This window comes from Paenibacillus sp. MMS20-IR301, from assembly GCF_032302195.1.
Lineage (GTDB): Bacteria > Bacillota > Bacilli > Paenibacillales > Paenibacillaceae > Paenibacillus_AQ.
This window is the reverse complement of the sequence record NZ_CP135275.1, coordinates 6,965,001-6,987,262: the sequence shown is the minus strand read 5'-3', so window position 1 is coordinate 6,987,262 and position 22,262 is coordinate 6,965,001. Positions and strand designations below refer to the sequence as shown.

Sequence of the window (22,262 nt, the reverse complement as noted above, 5' to 3'; positions counted from 1 at the left end):
ATGAAACAAAGGAGAGTATTCAAGATGAACAAATATACATCCGGCCTGAGCGGCCTTCTATTCTTAACCTTAATTACCGCAGGCTGCGGTGCCATGAAGGCGCCGGGCGAGCTGCTGCAGGCTCCGTCACAGGGCAATGCCGACGGTACACTTACCGGCATTGTGAAGTCTTTTCTGCCTGCGAATGCGCATCTGACCGTACCTGTCCATTCCGATTCAGGCAGCGCCATTCAATTGCAGGACCTGGACAAAGACGGTACGGAGGAACTGCTGGCCTTCTACAAAACAGATAAAACCGATTATGAGATCAACACCCTCCTGCTCTCACAGCAGGAGGGCAAGTGGAGTAAGCTCGCCACCCTGACCGGGGTCGGCAGCGAGCTGGATTATGTCAACTTCACGGATGTTACCGCCGATGGAGCGGAGGATCTGCTGCTGGGATACAGCGGCGGCGAAGGGCTGAGCAAGGAGCTGTCCGTCTACAGCCTGAACGGCGGCAGTCTTACCGAGCTGCTCAAGCAGCCTTACGACCAGCTGCTCGTAGGTGATCTTACCGGGGAAGGGAAGACCGATATTGCCATGCTCCAGGGAACTTACGCGACGGACGCCCAGAACTCAACCCGGCTGCAGCTGCTCCGGCTTCAGGGCGGCACCCTGCAGACCTTGAGTGACCAGAATCTCGACGGCAATGTGATCTCCGCCCAGTTCACCGGGGCGGCACCGGGCCGCAGCGCTTTGATCATTGATGCGGCGGTTGGTGCACATTCCTCCTATACCTCGCTGCTGACTTGGGCAAACGGGAAATTTACTGATATACTTGCAACAGATGATTACCAGCGTGCGGCTCTCTCCGCCAGCAAGGATCTTGTGCTTAAACCGCTGGCCGCAGCACCGGACGGACTGCTCGGCAGCAATAATATCGCTATTAAGGACTATCCGCTGGCCAGCACAGATATTAACGGGGACGGGATTACGGAGATCGGCTTCCTCGTGCCGCCGGCCGGAACGGAAGGCTACGCTCCGCTGGCTACACCTTTCATCAGCAAATACTATCAGTGGGACGGGGCCTCCGGCCTGAAATTTGTAGAGGAGCAATTTGACCGCTGGGGCTTCAACTTCCGCATCCCGGCAGCCTGGGCCGGCCGGACCGTGCTGGAGACACCGGAAGAGTCGCCGTCGCCGTGGGAGAATATCCGCTTCAGCTATAAGAATGCCGCTACCGCTGAACAGGCTCCGCTGCTGGAGCTGAGACTGCTGGCCAAGAATGACTGGCCTGCTGCTGAAGCTAAACTGCAGGCGGATCAGCGGGAATATAAGCTGCTGTATGAGCTGCAGAATACAAATGATGCTGCGGCACCGACGGTGTTCGTCGCTGTAATGCCTGAAGGGGATGCTGCCGCCAAGCTGCAAGGCGCTTCCCTGCAGGAGTACAACCAGCTGAAGCTGACCCTGGAAGAAGCAGTCCGGCTTGCCGGCACCCCGCAGAAGACCCGGCAATAACGAGGAGGCTGTTCATGAGAGTGCTGATACTGGAAGATGAGAAGCCGATACGCGATCTGCTTAGTGTAAATCTGAGGCGTGCCGGCTTCGAGGTATTCGAGGCTTCAACCGGTGAGGCTGCCCTGAGCATTGTCAAGGACCGGAAGGACTTTGACATCGCTCTGCTGGACCTGATGCTGCCCGGGATGAGCGGATTCGAGGTGTGCAGGCGCCTCCGGGCAGAATTCCCCCGGCTCGGCATCATTATGCTCACAGCCAAAAGCCAGGAGGTCGACAAAGTCATGGGCCTGGAATCCGGTGCGGATGATTACGTGGTTAAGCCGTTCAGTCCGGTTGAGCTGGTTGCGCGGGTGCGCTCCCTCTACCGCCGGATGTATCCCGGAGAAGCTGTGCTGCAGGAGAATAATATTGTGCTGCCGCCTTTTACCCTGATGCAGGATGAACGGAAGCTGCTGAAGGACGGGCAGGACATCCCGCTCACGCCTACGGAATTCATGATCGTCAAGCTGCTGATGGAGCAGCCGAACAAGGCGATGAACCGGGATGATATTCTGACCGCCGTGTGGGGGCAGTATTTCATGGGAGACCTTAAAATTGTTGATGTGAATATCAGCCGGATCCGCCACAAGATCGGACAAGAAGCTGCCGGTCCGCAGTTTCTCGAAACAGTGTGGGGCTTCGGCTATATATGGAGGGGTTAATTTGCTGAAGGGAATCAGGTCCAGACTTACCGTCTATATCACGCTCGTGCTGCTCCTGATTGTCCTGCTGCTGGAGGGGGTTTTTATTGCGGCCGTCCATTACTACTATCTGGGCAGTGCAATGGAGACCTTGAACTCGCGGGCTGCTACTTCAGCAACATTCTTCAACAAGTATCTGGAGGGCTTCTCCCTCAAGGACCGGGCGCGTTATATTCTGGAGAATCTCTCTACGGAAGAGAGCAGTAAGGTGGAGGTGCTGAATGCCGAAGGCCAGGTCATTATTAATTCCTTCGGCTTCTCCAGCGGTGAGCAGGTTAGTACCCCTGATGTCAGAACGGCACTCACCAGCGGTAAAGGCAATTACCAGAGCCTGAATCCCGTGAACGGTGAGCGGATCATCGCTGTCTCCATAGCCCTCAAGGATTATGGAAGCACGATCGGGGTGCTGCGTTATTCCGTGTCAGCAGAGCCTTTATATGCGGTTATTATGAAAATCGTGCTGAATGCAGCTATTGTGGGAGTGCTCGTTATCGGCTTCGGGTTCGGCTTAAGCCTGATTATCGCTAAGCGGATTGTCGGCCCCATCCAGCAGCTGACCGGAGTTGCCAAGGAGATGGCCACCGGGGATTTCACCGTCCGGGCAGCCAAGCAGTATGATGATGAGGTGGGAACACTTGCGGTAACACTGAATTATATGTCCGAAGAAATCCTCAAGAGCGAGAAGATCAAATATGATTTCATCTCCTCGGTCACCCATGAGCTGCGGACTCCGCTTACCTCAATCAAAGGCTGGGGGGAAACGCTGCTCGTCGGCGACCTGTCCGATAAGCAAGAGACGCTGCAGGGTCTTGAAGTCATGACCAGCGAGACCGACCGGCTGATCGGCCTGGTGGAGGATCTGCTGGATTTCTCCAAATTCCAGGCTGGTGAGATTACAATTGTCCGCCAGCCCTATGACCTCCGGGGATTGCTGGAAGATCTGCTGCTGCAGTTCAGATACAGGGGGCAGACCAAGCAGATCCGCCTCTACGCCAATATTCCGGACCAGCCCCTGCCTGTAGACGGTGACTTCAACCGCCTGAAGCAGGTTTTTGTCAATCTGCTCGATAATGCCTTCAAATTCACGCCTGCAGAGGGTGCAGTCAGCATGACTGCCGAGCTGCGCGAGGCCCTGATTATCATCACCGTCGCCGACAACGGCGAAGGCATAGAAGCCGCAGACCTGGCGCAGCTCGGCACCAAGTTCTTCAAAGGCCGGTCCCGCCAGTCCGGCAGCGGACTCGGGCTCGCCATCTGCAAGGAGATTATCGAGCTCCATGACGGCAGGCTGCGGATCGAGAGTGAATTCACGAAGGGGACCTCCGTCATTGTGGAGCTGCCGCTCTACCGGATGACTCAGCATGTGCCCCCGCCTTTGTATCTGTGAGCCGTGCAAGTAACCTACTTAATTTCCCGTTTCCTCTGCCGTCACAACAACGGGCAACGTCTCCATAGAGACATTCCCGGCTACCGCCCTGGAGATCATGCAGGATTGCTCGGCCTTATGGGCCAGACGTTCTGCTATCTCCAGTTCCGATGCAGCTGCTGCAGCCCTGAGCACAATCCGCGGCTTGTGTACGATCCGCTCGTACGTAAATACATTATTCGTTACATCTACCGTGGCTTCAGACGCAAGCGTCAGTTCCAGCGGAGTAATCCCCGAGCGTTCCAGCATCGCTGCCAGGGTAATCAGATAACAGGTCGCCGCGGCTCCAAGCAGCATCTCATCCGGGTTGGTCCCGGTTCCCGGCCCGCCCATCTCCTGCGGAATGGAGATCACGCTCTTTAACCCGCCCGCTTCAATATGCCCTTCACTGTTCCGCCCGCCGTTCCATACCGCCTTGAGCTGAAAAGGATGCTTCAGTGTACTCATTCCTCTCTTGTTCATTCTGCACCAGCCAGCGGCTAGATCATTCCGATCCGCCGCGTCTCCAGCCGGTGATCTGCTTGCCTGTATACATGGTAGGTCATCTCTGTAAGATTCACAATGCCCAGGGACCGTTCCTCAAGCACAGAGTAAGTATTCGATCCCATATCGCAGTTCATCCGGACCCCGTCATAATAGATCCGCTCAACCGGCGTATGTCCATGAATGACCGGTCTGCCGTTCGTCAATGTGAGCAGCGCTTCGCGCGGCTGCCGGTAGAACTCGTATTCCGTCATCCACAGAATGTCCCGGCTCTGCTGCTCCAAAGGCATCTCCGGATCAAGCCCGGCATGCGTATACACATATTCTTCATCCGCAAAGTACAGCGGCAAGGAGTATGCCCACTCCATATGCGCCTGCCGCTCAGCCTGACCGGGGAACACCCGGGCAAAGCCCGCCAGTGTCTCCTGCCCGCCATGGCTCAGCCAGAGCTTGTCCCCGTTCCTGATATAATCGCCCATCATTTCTTCATGATTGCCGATAAGGGCGTGGACCCGGCCGGGATACCGCTCCATGAGGTCTTTAATGAACCGGACCACGCCTGCGGAATCTTTCCCCCGGTTAATCATATCCCCGCCGACGACCAGCTGGTCCCGGCTTAAGTTGACATCAGCCTGCCTGAGGAGGAGCTCCAGACCCTTTTTATCGCCATGGATATCGGTTATAAAGAATTTGCTCATCTCATCCCTGCTTTCTCTGCATCCAGTCTACATCATTAACAGGGATAATGCATGCATAGCCGGAGCTTCACACCAGATAATCACCACGCACAAATAGCCAGTGCAGCATCACCGAGCCCCTGCCGGAAGCTGGCTGAGATGCCGCACTGGCCTTGCCTGAGCGGAGCAGCAGAATCTCTCTTCTGCTCCGCTCATTCAAACACTACTCCTCGATACTTAGCACACGTACATGTGATAAAGCCGGGAACCCGCGGAACTGCTTGAATACAATCTTCAAGCGGCCGGCAGTTGTATCCGGAACCCGGATAATCCTGCGGTAGCCGATGATCGAGCCTTCAGCCAGCTTGCTCCACTGCTGCTGATCAGCAGTCCAGAGCTCAAAGGCTTCCACCCGCTGACCCAGCGTAATCTGCTCCTGCAGAATCACGGTATTGAAGGCCACCTTCTGAGGGAATACCACCTCCAGCCAAGGCTCACTGTCTCCTTCAGCCGGCTGCCAGAGCGGCTGATCCGGCTGGACCTCCCCGTCAATCAGCTGCTGTACACGCTCCCTGTCCCCTGCGGAGCTTGAGGCACGCACTTCTGCCCCCCGCATAAGCGAATGGTCACTCAGCCCGGCGATTCTCCGGCCCAGCTCCGCAAGCGCCCGGCGGTCCGGCTCAGCAATCAGCCCTTCCTTCGTGGGCGGGATATTCAGCAGGAAGGTGGCGTTGCCGCCCACCGCGTTCAGGTAGATGTCAAACAGCTCGCTGCCGCTTCTTACCTGCGTATCCTCTTCCTCATGATAGAACCAGCCGGGGCGGATCGAGGTATTCACTTCAGCGGGATACCACACCCATTCTCCCTCATACGCGGCTATCGCCGCCCGGCTGCCGAGATCCTCATCCATGGAGTTGAGTGAACGGGAGAACCGGCCGTCATCGGCCTGCTGTGACTTCTCGGCCACCTTCTCCGCATCCTGCAGCAGCTTCGGCACTACGCTCCATTCCTCCGCCCGGGTCTGCCCGGCTTCATTGCCGACCCAGCGGATATCCGGGCCGCAGACGCTGATTACACACTGCGGCTGCAGCCTGCGGATCACCTCATAATACCGGTCCCAGTCATAGTACTGCTTCTTGCCGCCGGGACCTTCGCCATTGGCGCCATCCAACCACACGCAGCCGATCCCGCCGTATTCCGTAAGCAGCTCAGTCAGCTGCTGTATATAGAAGTCATCGTAAGCCTTGCCTTCCCCGTAAGTCTGCTCTGTCCGGTCCCACGGGGACAGATAGGTGCCGAAGACCAGACCCTGCTGCCGGCAGGCATCGGCCACCTCCCGGACCAGATCCCCCTTGCCGCCGCGCCAGGGCGTATGCGCCACGGTATGCTCCGAATAGCGGCTCGGCCACAGGCAGAAGCCGTCATGATGCTTGCAGGTCAGAATCACGGCCCGCATGCCGGATGCCTTCAGCACAGACACCCATTCCGACGCATCCAGCTGCCCGGGATTGAACAGGCTCCGGTCTTCATGCCCCAAGCCCCATTCTGCGCCAGTCATCGTATTCATGCCGAAATGGATAAACCCGTAGAACTCCAGTCTTTGCCACTTCAGCTGCCGTTCAGACGGCCGCACATTGCAGATTTCCTCCAGCTTCATCTAATCAGTCCTCCCGGATTTCCTGCCACACGATACCCCCGGCTGCAAGCTGAACCTCTGACAGCTTCCCTTGTCCGTCGTAGACGGCAGCTGTTTGCGGCTCCTGCGAGTTGTTGACGACCGCATACATTCCGCTTGCAGGGTACGCATGCACCTCACATGACGGATTAGCGGAATACCATCTGTGCAGCTCCGCTTCCTTGCCGGCGGCGTAATAGAGGCTGCGCATCAGCAGCCTGCTGTTCTGCGGCGAATAAGGCAATCCCGCTATATACACCGCCCGGCCTTCGCCGGCCTGATTAGCCGACAGATGAATCTCTCCGCGGGAGTATTCCAGTATATCTACCCCGCTGTGCAGCGCATAAACATTCTTCATGCTCTCACCGAAGTCAAATCCTGAGATTCCCTCAGTGATGAAATGCCCCGCAGCCGGCTGTGTGAAATACTTGTCTGTCGATAAGCTGAACCCGGTCTCCTTATCGACGCCGAAGCAGTCCGCCAGCTGGAAGAACCTTCCCTGATGCGATACTGCCGCCGGTTCCCCCACGCCGATCAGCCCGCCGCCGCCATAGACCCATTCCCGCAGCACTTCAACCAGCGCGGTATTCTTCCACACATCCCCGCCCGAGAAGGCCGTTGCGGCATCGCCCGCATTAATAATAACATCAATTGAAGAGTCGATTCCGCGCTCCAGCACATCATCGAAGCTGATGAACTCCACATCCACATTCATCCCGCTGAGTGATTCCAGAATTCCGTAATACGAGTAAGCCTGCTTGGAGTAGAGGCTGTGAGCTACTGTGAACGCCTGCCAGGTCCGCAGCGCGCCCCAGCAATTCAGGACAGCCACCTTCATACCGGTATACGGCTTGCTCCGGCGGATATGCGCATGAATCTCCCGGAACTCATCCGTAATCTGCTCCACATAATCAACGAATTCCGGGAATTTGTAAGCCAGGCTCAAGTACCCGCCGTAGCCCATCCGGTCAATCGGCTTGCGGAGAATGGCCCTTCGGGCCGTCAGCCAGTTCTGCCGCGCTTCTATCACAGGATCATTGCCCTCGAAGAAGACATCCGGGAAGAAATACGGCAGGAACCGCCCCTCCGTATACTTCACATGCGGAATGTCAGAGATCATCCGCAGGGTCGTGCCGTCACCCACGCTGCCCACAACGGCATCCAGACCGACCGATTCGAAGTATGGACCGTATGGCTCCACGCCAATCCACTGGTCCCCGAGGAACATAATCGCTTCCTTCTTGCTCTCATGTACGAGATCAACCAGCTTCCGGGTCTCTACTGAGACAAACCGGGAGACGAAGTCGACATACTCCAGATAAGTTTTGCTGGGCACTCTGAAGGTAGAATTGTAATATCCCTGGTCGACAAAATCCTCTGCGGTCAGGGCGTAGCCCTTTTCCTTGCGGAAATCCTCCATCATCGCCACCGAGACGCTTGCCCCGTAGCCGAACCAGTCGACGAATTTCTCTTTGCCGTACTGGTTGAACACCAGGCTGAACTGATAGAAGAACGTGGTGAACCGGACTACATCCACTTCCGGATTGTCCTGCAGCCATTGCTTCATAGTCTCATATATAAAAGCGTTCGTATGCGGCTGCTTCACATCAAACGGGATCTCATGCGGCTTATCGCCCCAGTCATTCGTGATGTGATTGTACATCTGCACCGGGTCCCATTTGATATAAGCCAGGAACGAGACGGTATATTCATGCCATGGCAGAGCCTGCCGGATAACTACCTTATGCTCCTGCTCCAGCACATGCCAATGCTGCTCCGGGACCAGCTGTCCGGTCGTCCTGTCGGTTACCTGCCAGTAAGCCTTGGGATCATGAAGATAATCCACATCCAGCTGCTCCTTGTAGTACGACTGCAGCAAATCCACCGTCAGCTCAGTTTCCCGGGCCAGCGTGTAATCAGACAGGAGATAGATCTGCGGACATTCCTCCATATGCCGGCTGATAAATTCATTATGGCCTCTTGTCGGGAAGTACGCCGTATATATTTTGGCATCAAGTGCCTTAATTTCGGCATCCAGCAGGGTTCCGTCACTGTCACGGATAGCGTCGGCACCCCAGCGCTCCATGATCTCAATCGTTTCTTTTACGAATCCTTCTTCACTCGGGAGGGTTACTCTTCCTGCTTGCTTGGTCATATCTGTTCTCTCCTTCTATCCTCAAGGTGTAGTTATATCCTCATAATGGCCTGCATTCAGCCGTACCTCACTTAACCGGAACTGCTCCTGCAGGTAATTTCCGAATTTCTGCTGCAGTGCTTCAGCCTTCAATTGACCTGCTAATTCCTCGATAGGTACATCATATTGCTCCGTTCTATCGACAAGCTGCACGAGGGAATAACGGTCTCCGGCATCCATTACAGGGGACCAGCTCCCCGCCTGAAGCTTCACTGCACTCTGCACCAGCATCCCCTCCGGGGATAACGGGCTGATCTGTCCGAGGCCTGTGGCCGTACGGCGGGTAAGCCGGATGCGCTCGTTCCTGTCCTTTATGTCCGCGGCCGCTTTCCCGCTGTTCAGCTGCTCAAGGGCCGTCTGAATGAGAAGCAGCGCCTGGCCTTTCTCCTTTTCCCCGGCATAGGGTACAGACAGCTCTTCCAGTACAATGCGGGTCTGATTCTGATAATCCTGCGCATGCGCCTGGTAGACAGCCTGAACCTCCTCTTCGGACACCTGCAGCTCTTCCTTACCCAGAAGCTCCTCTAACTCAAGCCTCAGATTGCTGAGGGTATAGAAATAGAACTGGCTCTGCTCATATTGCCCCAGCCCGAAGACGGCCTCATTCCGGCTGATCTCCTGCTCGCGCTCCTTGTTGCCGTCAACCCAGTCCTGCAGAAACTGTTCATAGGAGATATCCTGCACCAGCCCCTTGCGGAGGGCGATGGACTGCAGTAATTTGCCTTTGGCCGCTTCCTCCGCCGCACGGCTTTTGAGCAGATCAATGGGCCGCTCGCCTCCGAACTCACTGCTCCAGTAGTCAGGCTGATCCTCAGCCTGGTAAGTAACACTGAAGTAATTGGTGACTGCCCCTTTCTCCTTATCCATATATAACTGGAACTCCTGCCTCGTCACAGGCGCTTCATTCACATACAGGATCACATCGCTTAACCCGGGCTTAGCCGGTTCGGCAACCGCATGCGTCCGGGCGGCAGCCCGCAAATATATGACAGATATAATCATCAATACTGCAAGAAGGACAAGGCTTGCGCCTCCAACGTAATATCTGGAAGTATCCGATTTAACCTTACGGCCCATATCCGCTTCCTCCCGCTGCTTGTCATATTCAGCCTTACAGTCTAACCCTTCACTCCGCCGAGCATCATGCCTTCCGTCAGCTTCTTCTGCAGCAGCACATAGACCAGAATCGTCGGTGCCAGCACGATGACGAGACCGGCGAACAGGGAGCCCCAGTCCGTAGCATATTGCTGAATCTGCATCAGGTTGGATAATCCGACCGGAATCGTCTTCTTGGCATCACTGCTGATGAACGTCATAGCCATCACATACTCATTCCAGAAATCGAAGAAGCTGAATACAATCAGGGTAATAATTCCGGGACGGGCCATCGGGACAATAATCCGGAACATCGTGCTGAAGTAACCGCAGCCGTCGATCATCGCCGCTTCCTCATAATCATGCGGGATGGACTTCATGAAGCTGGTCAGCAGGAAGATGGAGAACGGCAGACTGCCTGTAGCGTACACTGCGCTTAGCCAAAAGCGGTTGTCCAGCATATGCAGACTGTTCATCAGGATGAACAGCGGCACAATGACATATACTCCGCCGACAAACAGCCCGGCCATATAGAAATTGGTGAAAAAGGAACGCCCGCGGAACCGCATTCTTCCCAGCACATAAGCGGACGGCACAGCCGCTACCAGCAGAATAGCCATGGAGAGAATCACGACCAGCACGGAATTCAGCATGTATTCTCCGATCCGGGCAGTTGTGAAGGCATGGACGTAGTTGATCCATTCCATCCCTTTAGGGAATTTCCAGGGATTATCCATAATCTCCGCATTGGTTTTGAACGAGGCCATGACATTCCACAGCAGCGGGTAGACCACAGCGGCGGTCTGGACAAGCAGCAACAGACGGAGCAGCGTCTTGCCTACCGCGCTGCCGGCCTTTTTCGCAGGACGGTTCACAGTATTCTCGGCAGCCATAGTCAGTCAGTCCCCCTTTCAGTCAGCCTGTTGCTGATCAGCGCCAGGACCATGGATATCACGAAGATAAATACGCCGATCGCCATCGCATAGCCAAAGTTGGAATTCGTGAAGGCCTGCGAATACAGATACGTCATTACAACCTCGGAGTGGTGATCCGGGCCGCCGGCCGTCATGACCGAGACAATAACAAAGCTTATACTGAGCACCCCGTTGATGCTGAAAATAATCGTAACCCGGATAATCTCCCACAGCATCGGGATCGTGATATGAATGAACTGCTTGATCCGGGTTGCCCCGTCCAGCTCGGCGGCTTCATACAGCTCGGGTGAGATCCCGTCGATACCGGCCATGTAGATGACCATGTAATAACCTGCGGCCTGCCAGATCAGTGTAACGGCCAGAGCCCACAGCACGACCCGCTGGTCTCCGAGCCAGGGCAGCGCCCACTGGTCCAGTCCAATCGCCTCTAAGCCCGCATTCAGGAAGCCCATCGTCGGATGATAGATGAAGGACCAGAGAATGGCGATAACCACAAAGGACAGAATGCTTGGGAAGAAGAACACAGTGCGGTAGATATTCCGCTCCTTCAGCTTCGATTTGGTCAGAATCGAAGCATTGACCAGGGCAATCAGCAGCGTGGCCACAGGAACAACCAGCATCAGGAGACCGGTGTTCCTCAGGGACAGCAGAAACGTATCATCCTGGAACATATCCGTATAATTCTGCAGGCCGATGAACTTCGGCTTATCGCTGAGCCCGGTCCACAGATACAGGGATTTCTGAAAGATTTGCAGTGTAGGATACACCTTGAATAAGAGAAATAAGAATAATCCCGGAAGCAGGCATGTAGCGATAAATATGCTTTTTCGGGTCTTCATTGTCATGTTCGTATCCAGCCCCTTTCCTCTTGATGCTCTAATTATAGGTTGGTTGGCAGGCAGACCATATTAACAAAAGGAAGGATGTTCATGGAGGATTTTAAGCGAATACAGGCAACCCTTAACCCCCCTTGTCAGCTTGCAGGCCATCTTAAAATCGTACAGGTTTGTGCTGTTGAAATTCCCCCGAAACATTATTCTTTTATTTTAAAAAAGCTGTCCGGGCGGAACCGCTCCTCTTCCGTCCGGGACAGCCTGGCGGTGCAAATTAGTTGTACAGGCCGATTTCAGCCAGCTGAAGGTTTGTTTCCCCGTTGTTAGCAGATATATTTAACCGGTAGTACGCGTAAGCTGTTGTATTGCTGAACGTATACGTCTTTTTCAGGAACCGGGTGGCGAAGGTCTCATTGGTCCGGGTGTCCAGGTTGGTCCAGCTGGTGCCATTATTAGAGCCCTGCAGCGTCCAGCTCTTGGGATCGCGCCCGGGAACATCATTGGCTGAGGTTATGGAATAGGAGGTTGCTGCCCATGTCACCCCTGCCGCGAACTTGTATTGAATCCAGCCTGTGCTCACTGTAATCAGCCATTTCGTTGAAGGATTGGCATCGAACGCCTTCTCTTTCTCTTCCCCGGACGGGCTGCTGGTTGAGCTCGCTGTAACCGTTCCTCCCGCTGTCAGGGATACCGGATCTGTCGATCCCCCGGCAACCGTGGATTCGAATACCCCGATATCCGGCGCCGCTCCATTGTACAGCGTATTGCCGTAGAAATCCTTGGTCCCTAATTGCGAGACGTACAAGCCCGCATTAATCAGCGGCGAAGTATCCTGCAGCTTGTAGCCGTTCCATACCGTAGCCCCGCTGGTATAGCCGTTGGCACCCGCCGCCGGCGCCGCTCCGGGGTTGACCATCTGCGGCGGAAGAATCACCTTGGCGGCATCACTTGGTTCCCCGGCAGCATGGCTGCCATTGGCCACATAGAAGGCATTATTTCTGAATACAGCCGTACCGTAGCTGCTTGGGCTGCTTGGCCAGAAGCTGGAAGACGGCTTATTTTTATCGTAGAAGACATTGTTATAGAAGTAATACGGGACACTCTTGAAGTAGGTTGAAGCCAGATTGGCATTGGAGCTGGTGAACTTGGTGACCGCCCCGTCATAGATAAACACATTATTCAGGAAGTAAGTAGGTGAGGTATCGACATCAAACCAGCCGAATTTAATCAGGTAGGCGGCGTTATCGTCGCTGATATTATAGCGGGCAATATTATTGCTGCTTCTGCCCAGGTACGACATCCAGCCCATCGGATTATTGTGCGTGTAATTAAACTGATAGACGATATTTATATTCGGGGAATCGAAGTCGAAGGCTGTTCCATCCCCGTTGTTCGCCCCTGTCGTGGTCGGTCCGCCGTACACCTCATTATTCTGGAAGGTGACATTGTAGGATTTCCAGGGATAGATCCCGGCACTCTCGGCATTGTAGCGGCGGGACCAGCCGTCCACCACGTTATATTCCACAACCACATTCTTCGCATCGCAGATATCGATTGCACCCTGTCCGATATTGCGCATGTAGTTATGCCCGATATAGATATTGGTCTGCCAGAGATTATACGGATCAATCTCATCCTGGAAAGCCGAAGGGGTTGTGTAGTTGAAGTTGGCTATGGCGAGCAGATCTACCTTTTCAATCGTGTTATTCTCGATCCGCACATCATTGAAGGTCATATTCGCCTGCAGGGAGCCGATGACATAGAAGATGATTCCGCCGTTAAATGAGGCATTGCCGTATTGATTCGGCCAGACGTTGGGGCTGTCTACATCATGTACATAATTATCATGGATATAGATATGATCCATAATGGTGTCCGCGCCGGCGGCAATCTGGCTCGTATCCAGCACGACCAGAATGCCGTCGCGGATATTGGAGGGCTTGCTGTTCGCGTACGTTACTGCAGTCAGATCCGTGTTGAAGTTATCATCATTGGTGACTTCCAGATTGCTGATCTCCCAGTACTGCTGATTCCGCAGCATAACGGCGCCTGTCGCCTGATAGTCGCGCTGCGTGCCGCCGCCGTTAATGATAGGCCGCACGGTTCCGCCATACAGGTCAATTTTGATCGGCAATCCCGCACTCCCTGATCCCTTCGGCCAGAGCTGGCCGTTCCACACCCCGCCGGATTTGAAAAGAATCTGGTCCCCCGGCTGGAAGGTGGTCGCATTGACCTTGGTCAGGGATTTCCAGGCTGCAGCCGTAGAAGTACCGCTGTTCGAGTCATTTCCGCCTGCTGAATCAACATAATAAGTAGTTCCTGCTGCATTGGCAATTTGGGCCGGCCCTGCGGTGATCAGAACGGACGAGAGGAGTATAAGAGACAATACCAGTGTTACAACCTTTTTCACCTTGGATATCCTCCTTATGATTAATAATCCCTTCGGTAACCCCTTACCTCCTTCCCTGTGAGACAGCTGTTGAAGGCGCTCACATTCGTATTTATACAAAAAACCCGCCCATACATGAAAGGCAGGTTTTGAGTACTTGCAAGGCAGGACGAACTGGCGGTACTTGAATTACTGGCCTTGTTCTTGCAGCTCTTTTTGAATTTGTGTGTAGACCTTGTACAGCTTCGCTGAATATTCATCCAGGGTCAGCTGCTTGCTCATAATAGAGGAGATCGGCTTGTAGACTTCATCGCTGGCGTTATATTTGCTGCCCTTGGCCACCGGCTTGAAGGAGCCGCTGACGGCAACCATTCCACTGTCTACCGCTTTATAGATATTGTAGGTCGTCTCAGAAATGTATTCTTTCACCAGATCAGGCGCGCCGTTTACTGCCATAACGCCTTTGGATTTTTCCGCATTCAGCTTAATGCTCTTCTCGCTGTAAAGGTACTTCAGGAAGGCTTTGGCCAGCTCCGGATTCTTCGCCTTGGCGGGAATGACCATCTGCTCTACCTGGGTAAGTGCCATAACCTTGCCGTCTGATCCCAGGGAAGGGACACCAAGGAATCCGAACTGGAAGCCGTCCTCTCGCGGCGCATCCTTCATCTCATCCTCAAACCAGGTGCCGTTCGGGATGAACATCGACTTTCCTTGCAGGAAGGCGGTTTGCGACTGGGTGTGGTTGAGGGCGACTGTCCCTTTCATGAGGCCGTTATCTTCTGTAGCAATTTTCTCAAGCAGACCCCACACCTTGGTATAGGTTTCACTCTTCCAGAATTCCGGATCATAGTTGAAGAACTGGTTCAGGGCTTCCTGGCCCCCTGCGCTGGCGATAGCCGGAACAATCATCTCTTCCAGATAGCCAGGATATAGTCCCTGATAAGTAAACAGGGCGCGGTTATTTTCCTTCGCCACGGTGTTCGCTGCGAACAGCTCATCCCAGGTCTTCGGCGCAGCAATCTGCTTGCTGTCGAACAGATTTTTATTGTACCAGAGCCCCATGACGCCGAAATTATAAGGAGCGAGATAAATTTTGCCGTCCCCGTAAGGAGAAATCAGGCTGGAAGTAAGCACGCCGGGCAGAATCTGCATCTTCAGCGGAGTTCCCGCTTCGGTATTTGAATCAAATACATCGGTCAAATCCAGCAAAGCCTTATCCTTGACCAGCCCATCCAGAATAGGGGTGTTATCGCTTCCCGAAATATACATGAAATCCGGCGGATTCCCGGCAACGATCTTCGGCCGGACCAGCTCAGCAATTTTGGGGCTAGCCGTAATGTTGATTTTGGTGCCCGGATAATCCTTCATGAATTCAGCGGCTACACTATCCCAATACTCGCGCCCGTATCCGCCCTGGAACACGGCGATGTTCAGCTCCGGGTTGCCGAAGGTCTCTGCCGCCTCCGGTGCTGCGCTGGCCGGCGCCTCCGCAGCAGCTTCAGTAGCAGCCGCTGACGGAGCAGCATTCGTACCGGCGTTATTACTGGTATTATTGGAACCGCAGGCAGCCAGCGGCAGCGTCATGAGTACAGCGGCTGAGACAAGGGCGGTCCACTTTTTCTTTGACATCTTTGTTTGACCCCTTTCTGGATTTGGATGTCTTAATTATAGGTTTGTGAGGGGGTTCACCATATTAACAAAAGAACGGAGGTTCATGGACGATTTTATGCATAAAGCTGACCTCAAATGAAAGAATGGGCCTTCGGAAGCGCAAACCTATACATTTTTTACACATTCTTAAAATCGTCCATTTCAGCGGATCTTCTTGACCGTTTTGGGCGCCACTCCAAATCTCTTTTTGAACAGCCGGTTGAAATAAAACGGATCGGGGATACCGATCTCCATCGCCACCTGTTTGATCAGGTAATTGCCGGAGGACAGCATTTCATAAGCCTTGGTCATCCGGATCTCATTGAGCCGGGTCAGGATGCTTGAGCCTGTCTCCGCCTTGAAGACCTGGCATAAATACGGTTCGGAGAACCCTACATGTGCCGCTACCTCCGAGATAAATACCCGCTCAGCGAAATGCTGCTCCAGATACGCGTTGGCCAGCCGGATCTCTTCCCGCATGAACTTATAACCCGCTGTTTTGCCGATTCTATTCATAATTTCATCGTACATATCCTGGATGATAAGCAGCACATGGGAGTCGGTGCAGGCGGATTCCACCTTTTCCACCCATTCGCTTTCATTCCAGGGTACCTCGCCGCTGACCGGCTTTGAGTTGAAGAGCCCCCAGATCCCGCCGATCATAGCCCGTTTGAGTGAGCTTGGAGGGATACATAATTCAGCGGCTGCCCGTACGAGCATGGTGGCGCTCTCCAGCCACAAATCAATTTCCGTCCCGTTCATATGCCGCAGACTGTCTTTGAACTGATTCTCCAGTACCCGGAATTGCTGCTCTTCTTCCCTGGAACCGGCCGCGCGGCCGCTGTATATGCAGTTCTCCTGATGATCGGTATAAAAAGAAAGCACGGCCGCCTCCTTAACCCGCCCGATCTGCCCGGCTACCCCCTCCCAGGTTCTTGACGGATCTCCGTAGACCGCTGTAACCTCCACATTGTAATAAATTTTGGACAGCCCTTTGATCCGCTGGGCCAGCTCCTGCGGCGCGGGAGCCGGACCGCCGGCCGGAGGAACCGGGGACACCAGCAGCAGCAGGAACCGCTCCGGCCCGGCAGCAGCCACATACAGTCCGCGGTTGCCGGGGAGCAGGCTCTCGGCGATTTTATACAGCATCTCCTGATACTTCACCGCCGCCTGGCCGGACCTCCCCTCCTTAAGTACATGTATGCCGAACGTATACGCCTGCAGCGCAGGCGGTCCGGCCAGCAATTCCGCAACTGCATTCCTGCCCGCGTAATCCCCCCCGGCGGCAAGACCGGCATCCGTCTCCTTCAGCCATTCCGCGATCTGCTCCTTCACCTCTGCCGTACCTGCTGCAAGCGGAATCTGGCGGGTGCGGCGGCTGTTCTTCTGATCCAGCTTCAGCGCTATTTCTGCAAGTGAAGCCATGAAATCCTCGGTCTTCAGTGTGAGCTTCAGCATATAATCATGGGCACCGCATTTCAGCGCCTCCCGGACCAGGTCATAATCGTTGTAGTTGCTTAGTACAAGAATCTCACCGGTGAAGGACGTCTTGAACAGCTGCTTGATCAGCTCCAGACCATCCATCTCACTCATCTTGATATCCGTGATGACGATATCCGCACCTGTCTTCGTGATCAGCTCCAGCGCCTGCGCTCCGTTAGCTGCCGAGCCTGCGTATTCAAACCGGCTGTCCTCCCACCGGATCAATGATTTTACGGCATGTCTTACAATCAGTTCATCATCCACAATCAGCACTTTATACATAAGTTGTCTACCCCTCTTTCATCTGCAGAGGCAGCCGGATTACCGTAACCGTCCCCTTGCTAGGTTCACTTGTTGTCAGCATTCCATACGGTTCACCCACATGCATGCGGATGCGCTCTTCAACATTAACAATGCCTATGCCCGAGAGCTTGTTCGCGGAAGTCTTGCGCCGCTGCACCTCCTGCATATCGAAGCCCTTGCCGTTATCTGACACCGTAAGCTGCAGCACTCCCTCACTGCCCGCTACCCTGAGGCTGATTCTGACCATCCGCCCTTCATCGCCGCCGGTATGAATAATCGAATTCTCGACAATCGGCTGCAGGATAAATCTCGGCACCAGGCAATCGTACAGCTCCTCCTGCGCAACCGTACAGTTCAGCTCAAAGGACTGGCCGTACCGGATTCTCTGGATCACTGCATAATGGAGCAGATTATCAATCTCCTTGCGGAGGGGAATCATTTCCTCCTGATCCAGAATTGTATTGTGCAGCAATTCCGACAAGGAGGCGATACCCTCCTCCACGATGGTGTTGCCGCTCATCATAGCACTCCATTTCAGCGAGTTCAGCGTATTGAACAGGAAGTGCGGGTTAATCTGCGCCTGCAGCATCTTCAGCTCGGCCTCCCGCTTCGCCTTTTGCTCCATTCCGACCTGATAGATCAGCTGCTTCAGCCGGGCCACCATCTGGTCTATCGTCTCTGTGAGCTTGCCCATCTCATCGGGAGCGTTCGCAGAGGCGAGCCGGAAATCCAGCTGTCCGAGCTTGATATGCTTGGCATATTGCAGCAGTTCACGCATCGGGGTGATGATGCTTCTGTAGACCCACATCGCCATCAGGGTCGAGAGCAGCAGAATGAACACACTGATGTACAGGAGATTCCCGCGGATCGCAAGCAGCTCGGACACAATGAATGAATGCGGAATCAGTCCCACCATATACCAGTCGGCAGAGCGGATATAGGTATTGGTCACCAGCGTTTTTTTGCCGCCGATCGACGTATAGAAGGACTGGTTGGTCTGGCCCTTGACTATATTATCGAACACCTCCCGCTGCTTGTAGCCGGCTCCCTGCGGGATATCCGGGTCAGCTGATGAGACGACCGTGCCGAATCCGTCCACGATGTATAATTTGCCGCCCGTGCCAAGATCCACATGCTCATATGTATTCCGGGTGAAGACCCTTCCGTCAATTACGATGATGAGATAGCCCAGCTTCTTGTTCAGATTGTCTGCCGAGAAAATCACCCGGCTCAGCGCGATTTTATCCGTACCGCGGTTAGACCGTAAATAGTTCCAGGTCATATTGCCCGAGAACTGGTTAATCTGCTTGACAGAATCCTCAATCTGGCTTCCCGGATACCACTCGTACCCCATATCGTAGAACGGCTCCATGCCTTCTGTGAGAACGACTACATTCGACAGATTACTGAGCCGGAATACCTGCTCGCCAAGATCATTATTGATCCGGGTCTGGAACTCATTGCGTTCATAATCGCTCATGCCGTCCGCCTGCAGCAGGCCGTTCTGAATCTCCTGATTCACAATAATAGATTCACTGAGCGTTTCATACTGGGCCAGCTCCCGTGATACATTGACGGCCGATTCCGACAGCACCTGGAGGGAAAAGGCGCTCAGCTTATCCGATATAGACTCTTCATACCTGACGTTGGAATACAGCGTTACAAAAATAACCGGCAGCAGTGAGGTGATGAAGAAAGCGCCGAGCAGCCTATTTTTGATCGAAAACTTTCTTAAATAAGAGGGACGTCTCTGCGGATTAGCCGGGTCTCGTGATATATTCATGTCAACTTCCTCTCAGTCACGACATATTCCCTCTCATTCTATCATAGCTTTCTTCGCTTGCTATAGAGTTTATGCGCTTACATCCATGGCATGTCTGTGCAGCCAAATAAAAGCCAGCCCCGGCGGATCGAATCCTAAGGACTCCATCTGCCGGGGCTGGCTCTATAATTGCTCCTATAATGCTGTGAGCAATAAGGCGGGCGGCAACTGCCTTTAGCGGCCGTATTATGCAATTGGAGCGCGGCAGACTCCCGTAGCGAACCCCAAATTATTATAGTGCCGCTTAATATTAATCAGCGCATGGCCGCTGATTACCCGTTCAACCAGGGCTTCGATACCGGCTTCGGGCTGCTCTCCCTGCGACAGCCGGAGGGTGGCTTCTCTGACCGCTTGCGGATAGATGTTCCCTGCCACGCTCGATAGGCCATTGCATCCGTTCAGCGTGAAATTGCCGGCAAGATTCACATCACCGGCCGCAAAACGGATAAAGTCCCCGGGATCCTCCAGCGGCAGGTGGCGCTGCAAGTCTCCGGCTTCCTTGTAGCCCACAATGTTCTGGTGCCGGCTAATTAGTGTATGCAACGACTCCGGCAGGAGATCAAACCCGGTCCGGCCAGGGTTATTGTATAGAATCACCTGCTTCGAGGTATGGCCGAGCAGCTCCTCTACATAGGCAACTGCCTGCTGCTGCGTAGGCCGGATGTACGGCGGGAAGCCAATCATTATTGCCGCAAATACGGAGCTTTCGAGCGACTTGACCAGCCGTACTGCATCCCTTGTTCTTATGGCGGCAACTCCGAAGATCAGCTCCACCCCTGCGAACGGATGCTGATTGAAATATTCGATGATCTGCAGCCTTTCCCCGACACTCATGGAGTGCTGCTCGCCGGTGCTTCCCGACACCAGCAGCGATTCGATCCCGTGCTGCATATGATAAGCTACTATCGGCTCAAAGCCCGCAACATTCAGACTTTCATCCTCCCGGAAAGGAGTAGGGATTGCAACATTTAATATTTTCATAGCATGATCCTCCCTTAGACTACTGCGTTCTCGACAGGTGCTTGTCTTCCATAGCCTCAAGAAGCGTGAACAGTATCCCGTTCGAGGCTCTGACCTTCTCTGGCTGGCCCGCCATCTCTGCTGCGGATTGGATGTATTCACCGGGCTCTATTTCTTCTCCGCAGTGTTCCATAATCCGCTGAATGCTCTGTTCATTAACCTCCAAGTGAAACTGCAGGCCGGCGACCGTATCCCTGAATTCGAAGCACTGATTCGCGCAGCCTAAGCTGAATGCGATCCGTTTCGCTCCGGCAGGCAGGCTGAAGGTATCCCCGTGCCAATGGAACGGGACAAACTGCTCAGGGAATCCTTTGAACAAGGCTGAGCCTTTCGCCTCCTCTGTCAGCTTAACCGGGAACCAGCCGATCTCCTTCCACTTGTTCCTGTAGACTTCCCCGCCGATTTGTTCAGCAATCAGCTGTGCTCCCAGGCAAATGCCCAGCGTCAGCTTGCCTGTGGTGATGGCATCGTGGATGAAAATCTTCTCTCTCTTCAGCCAAGGGATGGAAGCTTCATCGTATACCCCCATTGGTCCGCCCATTATAACGAGCATGTCGAAATCCTCTAATGCCGGCAGACTCTGGCTTTCATACAGCAGGGTTGTTGTAACGGTATGGCCTTTATTTCCGGCCCAGACGGATATTTCCTCCGGTGCTTCAAAAGGAACATGCTGCAGACAATGAATTCGCATCGTTTCACCTCGTAATCAGAAATGTTCTTTTCATTCTTTCATAGTTGGGATAGTTTCTGCAATACAAAATAACCCTACAAAGTGGAGCTTTGACTTCGGGGCTGACTCAGGTACATTGCGGAGGCCCAAAACATATATTTTCAGGCAATGCCGGGTAACCTGATGTAATTCCCTCTTCGAGCAGGGAGAGGACTGAGATTCCGCTATTCAGTCAAAATCACTGAAATTACAGCTCCGGCGGACTGAGATTCTCTTAATTGCCCGTTCTCGCCTTCTTTTGGGCTCAAACGGACAAGATAACGGAATCTCAGTCCGCTTCAGCCTATATTTCAGGTTTCTTGGGAGAATAGAGGCTTCTCAGTCCAATTCAACTTGTTAGCAAGAGTTACCCGCATTTTTCAAATTGTATAATTTTCCGCAACAAAAAAGCCATTGTCGATTGCTCAACAATGGCTTCGTGTGCTTGGCGGCGTCCTACTCTCCCAGGACCCTTCGGTCCAAGTACCATCGGCGCTGGAGGGCTTAACGGTCGTGTTCGGGATGGGTACGCGTGGAACCCCTCCGCTATCGCCACCAAACATGATTTTTGCGCTGCGTTGACTCCTGCGAAATCACTCCCGCAAAATATCAATCCTCAGAAAGGACATGCAGCTTAAAATCGTTCAGGTCTTAATCGCCTGAAAACTGAATCCGAAACGAAATTTGCGTTTGCCCTTCTTACGGGGCCCCCGGAAAGTATTCGGAATCGGCTTCGTCAGCCTCTTCTTCACTTTTTGGGGTATTCTTGGATAAGCCCTCGACCGATTAGTATTGGTCAGCTCCATGCATTACTGCACTTCCACCTCCAACCTATCTACCTCGTCGTCTTCAAGGGGTCTTACATACTGGGAAATCTCATCTTGAGGGGGGCTTCACGCTTAGATGCTTTCAGCGCTTATCCCGTCCGTACGTAGCTACTCAGCCATGCTCCTGGCGGAACAACTGATGCACCAGCGGTACGTCCATCCCGGTCCTCTCGTACTAAGGACAGCTCCTCTCAAATTTCCTGCGCCCACGACAGATAGGGACCGAACTGTCTCACGACGTTCTGAACCCAGCTCGCGTACCGCTTTAATGGGCGAACAGCCCAACCCTTGGGACCTACTTCAGCCCCAGGATGCGATGAGCCGACATCGAGGTGCCAAACCTCCCCGTCGATGTGGACTCTTGGGGGAGATAAGCCTGTTATCCCCAGGGTAGCTTTTATCCGTTGAGCGATGGCCCTTCCATGCGGTACCACCGGATCACTAAGTCCGACTTTCGTCCCTGCTCGACTTGTAGGTCTCGCAGTCAAGCTCCCTTATGCCT

17 protein-coding genes and 2 rRNA genes (1 of these 19 only partly in view) are annotated in these 22,262 nt (G+C 53.9%); 3 read left to right on the top strand and 16 right to left on the bottom strand.

The genetic code is table 11. The features are described from left to right. The first annotated feature begins 24 nt into the window (after nt 1-24). From LOS79_RS30130 to LOS79_RS30120, 3 genes are read left to right on the top strand one after another with little or no spacing between them, the layout of a single operon-like run. The gene (locus LOS79_RS30130) at nt 25-1,500 is read left to right on the top strand and encodes a VCBS repeat-containing protein (RefSeq protein WP_315414564.1); all 1,476 of its coding nucleotides are present in this window, start codon (nt 25-27) and stop codon (nt 1,498-1,500) included. Nucleotides 1,501-1,514: 14 nt separating this feature from the next. After that, a complete protein-coding gene (locus tag LOS79_RS30125) occupies nt 1,515-2,201 on the top strand; it encodes a response regulator transcription factor (protein ID WP_315414563.1) in 687 nt (228 codons plus the stop codon). Between the two features lies 1 nt (nt 2,202). Then, entirely contained in the window at nt 2,203-3,627 is a 1,425-nt protein-coding gene (locus LOS79_RS30120; RefSeq protein ID WP_397386711.1) for a sensor histidine kinase, read from the top strand. Between the two features lie 18 nt (nt 3,628-3,645). On the opposite strand, the gene LOS79_RS30115 is transcribed toward LOS79_RS30120, so the two are convergent. The 16 genes from LOS79_RS30115 to LOS79_RS30040 form a co-directional block, all read right to left on the bottom strand. Next, nucleotides 3,646-4,104: an OsmC family protein gene (locus LOS79_RS30115; RefSeq protein WP_315422521.1), complete on the bottom strand. Its 459-nt coding sequence runs from the start codon at nt 4,102-4,104 to the stop codon at nt 3,646-3,648. A gap of 41 nt (nt 4,105-4,145) precedes the next feature. Next, nucleotides 4,146-4,847: a metallophosphoesterase family protein gene (locus LOS79_RS30110; protein WP_315414561.1), complete on the bottom strand. Its 702-nt coding sequence runs from the start codon at nt 4,845-4,847 to the stop codon at nt 4,146-4,148. A 67-nt stretch (nt 4,848-4,914) separates the two neighbouring features. Continuing rightward, nucleotides 4,915-5,046 carry a hypothetical protein gene (locus LOS79_RS30105; protein ID WP_315414560.1) on the bottom strand — a complete coding sequence of 44 codons (132 nt, stop codon included), beginning with the start codon at nt 5,044-5,046 and terminating at the stop codon, nt 4,915-4,917. A gap of 3 nt (nt 5,047-5,049) precedes the next feature. Beyond that, the gene (locus tag LOS79_RS30100; protein ID WP_315414559.1) at nt 5,050-6,483 is read right to left on the bottom strand and encodes an alpha-L-fucosidase; all 1,434 of its coding nucleotides are present in this window, start codon (nt 6,481-6,483) and stop codon (nt 5,050-5,052) included. Nucleotides 6,484-6,487: 4 nt separating this feature from the next. Beyond that, nucleotides 6,488-8,656, bottom strand: coding sequence for a 1,3-beta-galactosyl-N-acetylhexosamine phosphorylase (gnpA, locus tag LOS79_RS30095; protein WP_315414558.1), 2,169 nt, complete (start codon nt 8,654-8,656; stop codon nt 6,488-6,490). Between the two features lie 21 nt (nt 8,657-8,677). Further along, nucleotides 8,678-9,772: a peptidyl-prolyl cis-trans isomerase gene (locus LOS79_RS30090; protein WP_315414556.1), complete on the bottom strand. Its 1,095-nt coding sequence runs from the start codon at nt 9,770-9,772 to the stop codon at nt 8,678-8,680. Between the two features lie 41 nt (nt 9,773-9,813). Continuing rightward, nucleotides 9,814-10,683 (bottom strand): carbohydrate ABC transporter permease, encoded by an 870-nt coding sequence (locus LOS79_RS30085; protein WP_315414555.1) that lies wholly within the window; start codon nt 10,681-10,683, stop codon nt 9,814-9,816. Between the two features lie 2 nt (nt 10,684-10,685). Then, on the bottom strand, nt 10,686-11,564 hold the full coding sequence (locus LOS79_RS30080; protein ID WP_315414554.1) for a carbohydrate ABC transporter permease: 879 nt from the start codon (nt 11,562-11,564) through the stop codon (nt 10,686-10,688). 268 nt (nt 11,565-11,832) lie between these two features. Next, nucleotides 11,833-13,968, bottom strand: a complete 2,136-nt coding sequence (locus tag LOS79_RS30075) for a discoidin domain-containing protein (RefSeq protein ID WP_315414552.1) — start codon at nt 13,966-13,968, stop codon at nt 11,833-11,835. Nucleotides 13,969-14,136: 168 nt separating this feature from the next. Then, nucleotides 14,137-15,576 (bottom strand): carbohydrate ABC transporter substrate-binding protein, encoded by a 1,440-nt coding sequence (locus tag LOS79_RS30070; RefSeq protein WP_315414551.1) that lies wholly within the window; start codon nt 15,574-15,576, stop codon nt 14,137-14,139. 183 nt (nt 15,577-15,759) lie between these two features. Continuing rightward, a complete protein-coding gene (locus tag LOS79_RS30065; RefSeq protein WP_315414550.1) occupies nt 15,760-17,361 on the bottom strand; it encodes a response regulator transcription factor in 1,602 nt (533 codons plus the stop codon). A 7-nt stretch (nt 17,362-17,368) separates the two neighbouring features. Then, nucleotides 17,369-19,165 (bottom strand): cache domain-containing sensor histidine kinase, encoded by a 1,797-nt coding sequence (locus tag LOS79_RS30060; protein ID WP_315414548.1) that lies wholly within the window; start codon nt 19,163-19,165, stop codon nt 17,369-17,371. Between the two features lie 225 nt (nt 19,166-19,390). Next, on the bottom strand, nt 19,391-20,185 hold the full coding sequence (locus LOS79_RS30055; protein ID WP_315414546.1) for a dihydrodipicolinate synthase family protein: 795 nt from the start codon (nt 20,183-20,185) through the stop codon (nt 19,391-19,393). A 19-nt stretch (nt 20,186-20,204) separates the two neighbouring features. Further along, on the bottom strand, nt 20,205-20,915 hold the full coding sequence (locus tag LOS79_RS30050; RefSeq protein WP_315414544.1) for a type 1 glutamine amidotransferase: 711 nt from the start codon (nt 20,913-20,915) through the stop codon (nt 20,205-20,207). A 461-nt stretch (nt 20,916-21,376) separates the two neighbouring features. After that, nucleotides 21,377-21,493 (bottom strand): 5S ribosomal RNA (gene rrf / locus LOS79_RS30045). A 206-nt stretch (nt 21,494-21,699) separates the two neighbouring features. Beyond that, a 23S ribosomal RNA gene (locus LOS79_RS30040) occupies nt 21,700-22,262 on the bottom strand (it continues 2,363 nt past the right edge of the window).

Bases quoted from the DNA above. Each gene is read 5' to 3' on its own strand.
- LOS79_RS30060 (WP_315414548.1), bottom strand. From the start codon at position 19,165: ATGAATATATCACGAGACCCGGCTAATCCGCAGAGACGTCCCTCTTAT.
- LOS79_RS30050 (WP_315414544.1), bottom strand. From the start codon at position 20,915: ATGCGAATTCATTGTCTGCAGCATGTTCCTTTTGAAGCACCGGAGGAA.
- gnpA (WP_315414558.1), bottom strand. From the start codon at position 8,656: ATGACCAAGCAAGCAGGAAGAGTAACCCTCCCGAGTGAAGAAGGATTC.
- LOS79_RS30055 (WP_315414546.1), bottom strand. From the start codon at position 20,185: ATGAAAATATTAAATGTTGCAATCCCTACTCCTTTCCGGGAGGATGAA.
- LOS79_RS30085 (WP_315414555.1), bottom strand. From the start codon at position 10,683: ATGGCTGCCGAGAATACTGTGAACCGTCCTGCGAAAAAGGCCGGCAGC.
- LOS79_RS30065 (WP_315414550.1), bottom strand. From the start codon at position 17,361: ATGTATAAAGTGCTGATTGTGGATGATGAACTGATTGTAAGACATGCC.
- LOS79_RS30130 (WP_315414564.1), top strand. From the start codon at position 25: ATGAACAAATATACATCCGGCCTGAGCGGCCTTCTATTCTTAACCTTA.
- LOS79_RS30125 (WP_315414563.1), top strand. From the start codon at position 1,515: ATGAGAGTGCTGATACTGGAAGATGAGAAGCCGATACGCGATCTGCTT.
- LOS79_RS30070 (WP_315414551.1), bottom strand. From the start codon at position 15,576: ATGTCAAAGAAAAAGTGGACCGCCCTTGTCTCAGCCGCTGTACTCATG.
- LOS79_RS30110 (WP_315414561.1), bottom strand. From the start codon at position 4,847: ATGAGCAAATTCTTTATAACCGATATCCATGGCGATAAAAAGGGTCTG.
- LOS79_RS30080 (WP_315414554.1), bottom strand. From the start codon at position 11,564: ATGAAGACCCGAAAAAGCATATTTATCGCTACATGCCTGCTTCCGGGA.
- LOS79_RS30090 (WP_315414556.1), bottom strand. From the start codon at position 9,772: ATGGGCCGTAAGGTTAAATCGGATACTTCCAGATATTACGTTGGAGGC.
- LOS79_RS30100 (WP_315414559.1), bottom strand. From the start codon at position 6,483: ATGAAGCTGGAGGAAATCTGCAATGTGCGGCCGTCTGAACGGCAGCTG.